The organism is Sulfitobacter sp. G5_S2_6_S6 (assembly GCF_054968505.1).
In genome coordinates, this window is record NZ_JBQKUI010000017.1 from 22243 (window position 1) to 29870 (window position 7628).

At 58.0% G+C, this 7628-nt stretch carries 9 protein-coding genes; all 9 read left to right on the forward strand.

What is annotated here, in order from left to right; all coding sequences use genetic code 11:
• On the forward strand, nt 1–1887 hold the full coding sequence (locus ACTRWK_RS17245) for a bifunctional sugar phosphate isomerase/epimerase/4-hydroxyphenylpyruvate dioxygenase family protein (protein ID WP_037942302.1): 1887 nt from the start codon (nt 1–3) through the stop codon (nt 1885–1887).
• On the forward strand, nt 1884–2267 hold the full coding sequence (pcaC, locus tag ACTRWK_RS17250; protein WP_037942303.1) for a 4-carboxymuconolactone decarboxylase: 384 nt from the start codon (nt 1884–1886) through the stop codon (nt 2265–2267). The genes ACTRWK_RS17245 and pcaC overlap by 4 nt, the downstream gene beginning before the upstream one ends.
• Complete coding sequence (pcaH, locus tag ACTRWK_RS17255; protein WP_037942305.1) at nt 2264–2986, forward strand: protocatechuate 3,4-dioxygenase subunit beta; 723 nt, start codon at nt 2264–2266, stop codon at nt 2984–2986. The genes pcaC and pcaH overlap by 4 nt, the downstream gene beginning before the upstream one ends.
• Nucleotides 2987–2988: 2 nt before the next feature.
• The gene (gene pcaG / locus ACTRWK_RS17260) at nt 2989–3588 is read left to right on the forward strand and encodes a protocatechuate 3,4-dioxygenase subunit alpha (RefSeq protein ID WP_037942307.1); all 600 of its coding nucleotides are present in this window, start codon (nt 2989–2991) and stop codon (nt 3586–3588) included.
• Nucleotides 3589–3595: 7 nt separating this feature from the next.
• Nucleotides 3596–4465, forward strand: coding sequence for a 3-oxoadipate:acetyl-CoA acetyltransferase (locus ACTRWK_RS17265; protein WP_037942308.1), 870 nt, complete (start codon nt 3596–3598; stop codon nt 4463–4465).
• Entirely contained in the window at nt 4462–5241 is a 780-nt protein-coding gene (gene pcaD, locus ACTRWK_RS17270) for a 3-oxoadipate enol-lactonase (RefSeq protein ID WP_037942309.1), read from the forward strand. Before ACTRWK_RS17265 ends, pcaD begins: the two co-directional genes overlap by 4 nt.
• Nucleotides 5238–6299: a 3-carboxy-cis,cis-muconate cycloisomerase gene (locus ACTRWK_RS17275; RefSeq protein ID WP_037942310.1), complete on the forward strand. Its 1062-nt coding sequence runs from the start codon at nt 5238–5240 to the stop codon at nt 6297–6299. Before pcaD ends, ACTRWK_RS17275 begins: the two co-directional genes overlap by 4 nt.
• Nucleotides 6296–6760 (forward strand): type II 3-dehydroquinate dehydratase, encoded by a 465-nt coding sequence (aroQ, locus tag ACTRWK_RS17280; protein WP_037942311.1) that lies wholly within the window; start codon nt 6296–6298, stop codon nt 6758–6760. Before ACTRWK_RS17275 ends, aroQ begins: the two co-directional genes overlap by 4 nt.
• Before the next feature lie 115 nt (nt 6761–6875).
• Nucleotides 6876–7628: transposase (locus ACTRWK_RS17285; protein ID WP_462844092.1), on the forward strand; the 753-nt coding region annotated here is incomplete at its 3' end.

Sequence of the window (7628 nt, forward strand, 5' to 3'; positions counted from 1 at the left end):
ATGAAAACTTCCATCGCAACAGTGTCCATATCCGGCAATTTCCCGGAGAAACTCGAAGCCATTGCCGCTGCCGGTTTCGACGGTATCGAAATCTTCGAACAGGACTTTATCGCCCATGACGGGGACCCCAAAGAAGTGGGCGACATGATCCGCGCCATGGGTCTCGAGATCAACCTCTTTCAGCCATTCCGAGATTTCGAAGGTTTGCCAGAACCGCACCGGGCAAAGGTGTTTGATCGGGTGGAACGCAAATTTGACCTGATGCAAGACCTTGGCACAGACCTTGTTCTTATCTGTTCGAGCTGCCACCCGGAGGCTCTTGGCGGCATCGACCGGTCTGCGGCGGACTTCAACGAGCTGGGCGACAGGGCGGCCAAGCGCGGCCTGCGGGTCGGCTATGAGGCGCTCGCGTGGGGGCGACATGTCAATGACCATCGCGACGCATGGGAAATAGTGCGCCGCGCCGATCACGGCTCGGTTGGTCTGATCCTCGACAGCTTTCACACGCTGGCGCGTAAGATTGATGCGCAAACCATTCGACGCATTCCCGGCGACAAAATCTTCTTTGTGCAACTTGCCGATGCGCCGGCAATTGACATGGACCTGCTCTATTGGTCGCGCCACTTCCGCAACATGCCGGGGGAAGGTGATCTGGATGTGACAGGTTTTATGAAGTCGGTCATGGCCACCGGGTATACGGGCCCGATTTCACTGGAGATTTTCAATGATCAGTTCCGCGGCGGCCACCCAAAGACCATCGCCAAGGACGGGTATCGGTCCTTGATCGCCCTGATGGACGACGTGCGACGCGCAGAGCCTGTCGCCGCAACGTCGGCACCCTTGCTGCCGAAACGCTCGAAGGTTGAAGGCGTGTCTTTCGTCGAATTCGCCGCCCGCGGCGCAGAAGCCGACGCACTGGAGCGATTGCTCGAAACGCTCGGCTTCAGTCTCTCCGGCACTCATATCGCCAAGAAGCTGTCTCTCTGGAGCCAAGGCGAAATACGGATCGTGGTAAACCGGGAGACCACCGGCTATGCCAGCAGCGCCTATACGACCCACGGCACAACCGTCTGCGACATCGGCATTTCTGTCGACGCGGCAACTGAGACCGTAAGCCGTGCCAAAGCGCTTGGTGCCGCGCCCTTTCACCAGCCGATTGGCCCCGGTGAGTTGGATATACCGGCCATTCGCGGGCTGAGCGGCAGTGTCTTGCATTTCACCGACCAAACCAGCGGGCTGAATGATGTCTGGTCGGTCGAGTTCAACCAGACCGACGCCGAGCAGACACATGCGGGCCTGACAAGCATCGATCACATTGCCCAGACCATGAGCTATGATGAAATGCTCAGTTGGTCTTTGTTTTATACCACGCTGTTCGGCATGGAAAAATCTCCGATGGTCGATGTGGTAGACCCCGACGGGCTGGTGCGCAGCCAAGCTTTGGAAACTCGAGACGGCGCGTTTCGCATCACGCTTAATGGCGCAGAAACTCATCGCACAATGGCAGGCAACTTCCTTGCCGATAGCTTTGGCGCCTCCGTGCAGCACATCGCACTGGCGAGCGAAGACATCTTTGCCACCAGCAGCGTGATGCGGGCCAAAGGATTCGAGCCACTGCCAATATCGGACAACTATTACGCCGACCTCGTCGCGCGGTTCGATCTGGATGCCGACATGCTCAGCGCCCTGAAGGCAGGGAACATACTCTATGATGAGGATGCAAATGGGGCGTTCTTTCAGTTCTACTCGCGTCCTTACGCGGGGGGCATGTTCTTTGAAATCGTCGAGCGTCGTGGCGGATACGCGGGCTACGGCGCCCCCAATGCCCCTTTTAGAATTGCCGCTCAGAAACGCCTGATGCGCCCGAAAGGAATGCCAAAGAAATGACTGACAAACATGACGCTGGAATGAAGGTGCGCCGCGCGGTGCTGGGAGATGCCCATGTGGACCGTGCTCTGGCGGCCGGGACGGAGTTTGACAGCGTCTTTCAGACACTGATCACCGAAGCGGCCTGGGGGACGGTCTGGGCTTCTGATGCGATCACGCGGCGAGAGCGGTCCATGGTCACACTTGCGCTTTTGGCCGCGACCAAGAACTTCGCTGAAATCCCGATGCATATCCGCGCGACGGCCAATACCGGAGCCACCCGACAGGACGTGATCGAGGTGTTCCAGCATGTCGCTATCTACGCCGGAGTGCCCACCGCGAACCACGCGATCGCGCTGGCCAAACAGACCTATGCGGAAATGGAGGAGGAACAATCATGAGTAATGGGGACCTCATCCAACGTGACCGCTTGTGGCATCCGCCTGCCCTTACGCCCGATTACAAAACCAGTGTCGCGCGCTCGCCGCGCCATGCGCTTTTGTCGCTGCAAAACTCGGACAGCGAGCTAACCGGACCGACCTTTGGGCAGAACGACATTGCAGAGATCGACAATGATCTAATCCTGAACTACGCCAAAACAGGAGACCCTATTGGGGAGCGCATTATCGTGCATGGCCGAGTTCTGGACGAAAACGCGCGTCCGGTTCCGAACACCCTTATCGAGATCTGGCAGGCGAACGCAGGCGGCCGCTATCGGCACAAGAAAGATAGTTATCTCGCACCGATTGACCCGAACTTTGGCGGGTGCGGTCGCACGCTGACCGATGACAATGGAAACTATGTCTTCCGCACCGTCAAACCCGGCGCCTACCCATGGCGGAACTGGGTCAACAATTGGCGGCCGGCCCATATCCATTTCTCAGTATTCGGGACCGCTTTCGCGCAGCGCCTGATCACCCAAATGTACTTTGAGGGCGACCCTCTCATCGCCAAATGCCCGATTGTGCAATCCATTCCGGAACAACGCGCCGTTGATCAGCTTGTCGCCGCATTGGATCTAAACGCCTCCCTGCCGCTCGATAGCATTGCCTATAAATTCGACATCGTGCTTCGGGGACGCCGCTCGACCTTCTTCGAAAACCGGCCAGAAGGGAACTAATCATGGTGCAAGCACTCGACTACCTCAAAGAAACCGCATCTCAGACGGCTGGGCCCTATGTTCACATCGGGCTCGTTCCCGGCGACGCCGGCTTCGATATCTACGACCACGAACTGGGGCGGGACATTGCTGGCCCGAAGGCTGCAGGCACACGTATCACCGTCACCGGGACGGTAACCGACGGCACCGGCGCGCCGGTTAAGGACATTTTGATTGAGGTCTGGCAGGCAAATGCTGCAGGCATCTATCCCGGAACAGGCGAGGTTGAAGACGGCTTTCGCGGTTGGGGTCGGGTGACACCGGATTTCGAGACTGGGGTATTCAGTTTTGAGACCATGAAGCCCGGCAAGGTGACAGGGCCCGATGCCCGGCCAATGGCCCCGCACCTTAATCTCTGGCTGGTTGCTCGGGGCATCAATGTCGGGCTCAACACGAGAATGTACTTCGGTGACGAGGACGCGGCCAACGCGGCTGATCCAGTCCTCACCCTGATTGAGCAGCCCTTGCGCCGTGAGACGCTGATCGCGCGCGCCGATGGCAACGCCTATCACTTCGACATTCGCCTACAGGGCGAGGGCGAAACCGTATTCTTCGATCTATGAGGCCGCTATGACCACCCCGTGTATTATCTGCGTGGCACTCACCGGGTCCCTGCCGACGAAGGACAACAACCCGGCAGTGCCGATCACCATTTCCGAACAGATCGAAAGTGCTCAGGAGGCCTTTGAGGCGGGCGCCTCGATCGCCCATTGCCACGTGCGCGACGATCACGGTCGCCCCACCTCAGACCCGGACCGTTTTGCGCGACTGAAAGAAGGTCTGGAACAGCACTGCCCGGGCATGATCGTCCAACTTTCAACCGGGGGACGCTCTGGCGCGGGTAAGGAGCGCGGCGGTATGCTATCGTTGTCGCCGGACATGGCTTCGCTGTCAGTAGGGTCGAACAATTTTCCAACGCGCGTCTATGAAAACAGTCCCGACTTGGTCGACTGGCTGGCCTTGGAAATGATCGCCCATGATGTCAAACCCGAGATCGAAGCCTTTGACCTTGGTCATATCGTACAAGCCACCCGCATGGCCCAAGATGGTCGGTTGAAGGGGCCCCTTTATGTACAGTTTGTCATGGGTGTGAAAAATGCGATGCCTGCGGACGAGCCGATTTTTGACTTCTACATCGAAACACTCAAACGTCTGGCACCGGACGCCCAATGGTGCGCCGCCGGTATCGGCCCTGCACAGTTGACCATCAACGAATGGTCTATCGCCAAAGGCGGCCACACCCGGACCGGCCTGGAAGACAATGTCCGGCTGGACCGCGATAGGCTCGCGCCCTCCAACGCCGCATTGGTCAAGCGGGCCGTCGCACTTTGCAAGAAATACGAGCGACCTGTCGCGACTTGGCAAGAGGCGCGGGAGATATTGGGGCTGAAGACGAGAGAGAGTGCTGCGCCAAAGTCCGCCTCTGCCGCCACCCCATGATGTTCGCCACCCTCAACGGGATAACACACCACTATCGCTATCGGCCCGGAACCGGCGTGCCTGTGGTGTTTCTGAACTCACTTGGTACGGACTTCCGGATCTGGGACAAAGTCATTGATCGGCTGCCGTCACAAACGCCAGTGCTTTGCCTTGATAAGCGCGGCCATGGGCTGAGCGACGATGGGCCAATTACGATGGACCAGCTCATCGACGATGTTGCTGCCCTTGCTCTGCACCTTGACCTGCCTCCTGCCCTGATCTGTGGTGTATCCGTTGGCGGCCAAATCGCTCAAGGTTTTGCCGCTGCTTATCCGGCGCAGGTGAGAGCGCTCATGCTATGTTGCACCGGAGCCAAGATCGGTGACGCGGGAAGCTGGAATGCGCGCATTGAAAGCGTTGGGAAGTCCGGTATCGCTGCGCTCTCGGACGCCATTCTTGAACGCTGGTTCAGCCCAAACTTTCACGCGACACGATCGGCCGAATGGGCAGGCTACCGCAATATGCTGGCCCGCACATCTGCTGCTGGCTATAGCGGCGTTTGCGCCGCAATCAGAGACAGTGACCTCACGACGCGAGCTGGGGCGACCACGGTGCCGACAGTTTGCATCGCCGGAAGTGAAGACCGCGCGACCCCGCCGGAACTCGTCAGGGCGTTGGCGCAGATCATACCGGACGCCTCCTATCGCCTCGTGCCCGGCTGTGGTCATCTACCCTGCATTGAAAACCCCAAGGTTGTCTCAGATTTGCTGGAAGACCTGATGGAAAAGATTTCATGACCTCCCCTTTCGAGCATCCCTGGTTGAGCGGGTTATTTGGCGACGCAGAGGCCACGGAGATTTGGGGCCCCACGCGGCAGATGACGCATATGATCGCCTTCGAGAGAGCCTATACGCAGGGGCTGTGCAAAGTCGGCACCATTTCTGAAGATACCGCGAAAGAAGTCGCGCGTACTTTCGACGATTTCCAATGCGATATGGAAGCACTTCGTTCTGCGACAGCGCGTGACGGGGTGGTTGTTCCCGAACTCGTCCGGCAGATCAGGGGGTCCGCGGGTTCTCATGGTGAAGCCATACATAGCGGCGCGACTTCGCAGGATGTGATTGATACCGCTTTGGTCCTGACTTTGAAGGACTACAGTAACCTTCTGAAGCGGCGCCTTTTGGAACTGATGGAAGCAATAGACGCTTTGTCGGCGCGGTTCGGGAGCCGGAGGATCATGGGGCGCACCCGGATGCAGGCGGCGATGCCCATTGCGGCACGAGAGCGGTTCGCAACATGGTCTCAGCCTTTAGACGACCATCGTCAGCGGCTCACGCAGACCAGGCCCCGCGTCGAGCGGCTTCAACTTGGGGGCGCAGCCGGAGATCGGGCAGCTTTGCCCCATGCTGAATCTCTCGGGGCTGAAGTGGCTTTACGGCTCGGTCTCGCGAACCCGCCAAAGGCATGGCATGCAATGCGCGACGCGGTGGTCGACTACGCTGGGCTGCTGTCGCTGATCAGTGGAACGCTTGGCAAAATGGGACAAGATATTTGCCTCATGGCGCAACAAGGCGTCGACGAAATCACGTTGGACAACGCAGGGGGCTCTTCCGCGATGCCCCACAAACAAAATCCCGTTCTGGCTGAATTGCTTGTGACGCTCGCCCGGTTCAATGCCACTCAGGTGTCGGCCATGCATCAAGGGCTGGTTCACGAGCAGGAACGTTCCGGCGCGGCTTGGGCGTTGGAATGGATGGTTCTTCCGCAAATGGCTCAAGCAACCGCACGCAGCTTGGCCGCATCAATCGCAATTTGCCAGGCGATCTCCCACGTTGGCTCAAAGGACATCAGATGAGTTCCCAAACGATCCATATACTCAACGGCCCGAACCTGAACCTGCTGGGCACCAGACAGCCCGAGGTTTATGGGCGGGATACCCTGAACGATGTCGAAACGCTCTGCCGACGCGTTGCCACCGAGTATGATCTGGCCATTCTGTTTCGCCAAAGCAATCATGAGGGTGAGCTCGTAGAGATGATCCATGAAGCAAGAACCGAGGGGATGGGCATCGTCATCAACCCAGCCGCCTATACCCATACCTCAATTGCTATTCGCGATGCCTTAGTGAGTTGTGAAATCCCCATCTACGAAGTCCATATTTCAAACGTTCACCGTCGGGAGGCCTTCCGGCACCACTCCTACGTATCTGGTGTGGCGACGGGCGTCATAGCGGGGTTAGGGATCGAGGGCTACGCTGCTGCTATTCGCGCATTATCCCGGACGAAGAAAAGGCCAAACTTTGAGTTGAACCCCTGAATTCTACGATACGCACTTACCGATTATGAGCCGAGATTAATTCTTCCTTCGGAAACGATTTCATTGCAGCGATTGGGGGTGCGGACGAAAAGTTGGACTATCTTGGAGATAGTTCATGTACAGCTACGAAGATCGAATGCGCGCGGTTGAGCTTTATATCAAGCTCGGCAAGCGCGCGCAGGCCACCATCCGTGAGTTGGGGTATCCAACGAAGAACGCCCTGAAAGGATGGCATAGAGAATACCAATGTCTGCAAGACTTGCCGATACGATCGGCGCCGCGCCCGTCTAAATTCTCATTGGCGCAGAAGCAGGTGGCGTTAGAACATTATGCAACCCATGGCCGCTGCATCTCATGGACGCTGCGTGCTTTAGGCTATCCAGGCCGAGCCACAATGACGGCTTGGGTACGCGAGGCCTTTCCTGACATGAAGCCGGCCCCCAACGCGGCATATGGCCCTGGCAACCACTCTGACGCCGTGAAGCAGGCTGCTGTGGTCGGGCTATATAGCCGTCAAGAAAGTGCCCGGGCCCTGGCTGAAAAGTTCGGAGCTAGTCGGCCGACGCTCTATGCTTGGAAAACACAGATCCTTGGCCCGGAGGCTCCTGCCATGATGAAACGCAATAAGAGTGCCCTTCCCCCAGAGCTTGAAGAGTTGGAGCGTGAGCGTGAAGCCCTGCAGCGCGACATCCGCGAGCTTCAGATTGAGCATGATCTGCTCAAGACTGCGAGTGAAATGATAAAAAAGGAACTTGGCGGCGATCTGAGGAGCCTGAGCAATCAGGAAAAAAACATGCTGATCGTCGCCCTAAAAAACCGGTATAAGTCACCAACGCTGTTGGCTCGGCTCGGCCTCGCGCGCAGCTCG